Origin of the sequence: Halomonas sp. SIMBA_159, assembly GCF_046536035.1 — a bacterium.
GTDB lineage: Bacteria > Pseudomonadota > Gammaproteobacteria > Pseudomonadales > Halomonadaceae > Vreelandella > Vreelandella venusta_A.
The window spans coordinates 1-242 of sequence record NZ_JAWJBT010001434.1 but is presented as its reverse complement, the minus strand read 5'-3'; the positions used below and the strand labels follow the sequence as shown (position 1 = coordinate 242).

Annotated in this window: 1 protein-coding gene; it reads left to right on the top strand. The window is 53.7% G+C overall.

The window, feature by feature from the left end:
• Positions 1 to 242, top strand: a 242-nt coding sequence (locus tag R0J87_RS23975; protein WP_498889539.1) for an EscU/YscU/HrcU family type III secretion system export apparatus switch protein, incomplete at both ends; no start/stop codon positions are given.

Below are 242 nucleotides of genomic sequence, written 5' to 3'. Positions count from 1 at the left end.
ATTGCTGCTGGTGTTGATATTCTTGTTTGTGGCGGCACTGATTGGCGCTTCCGCCCTGGGCGGAATCAGCTTTTCCGCCGAGGCGGCAAGGCCCAAGCTCTCAAGAATGAACCCGGCCAGCGGTCTTAAACGTATGATTGGCAAGCAAAGTGCCGTTGAGCTGGTGAAATCCATCCTCAAAGTCACTTTGGTGGCCGGTGTGGCCTATTACCTGATGTACAGCAGCCTGGAAGGTTTCTTTC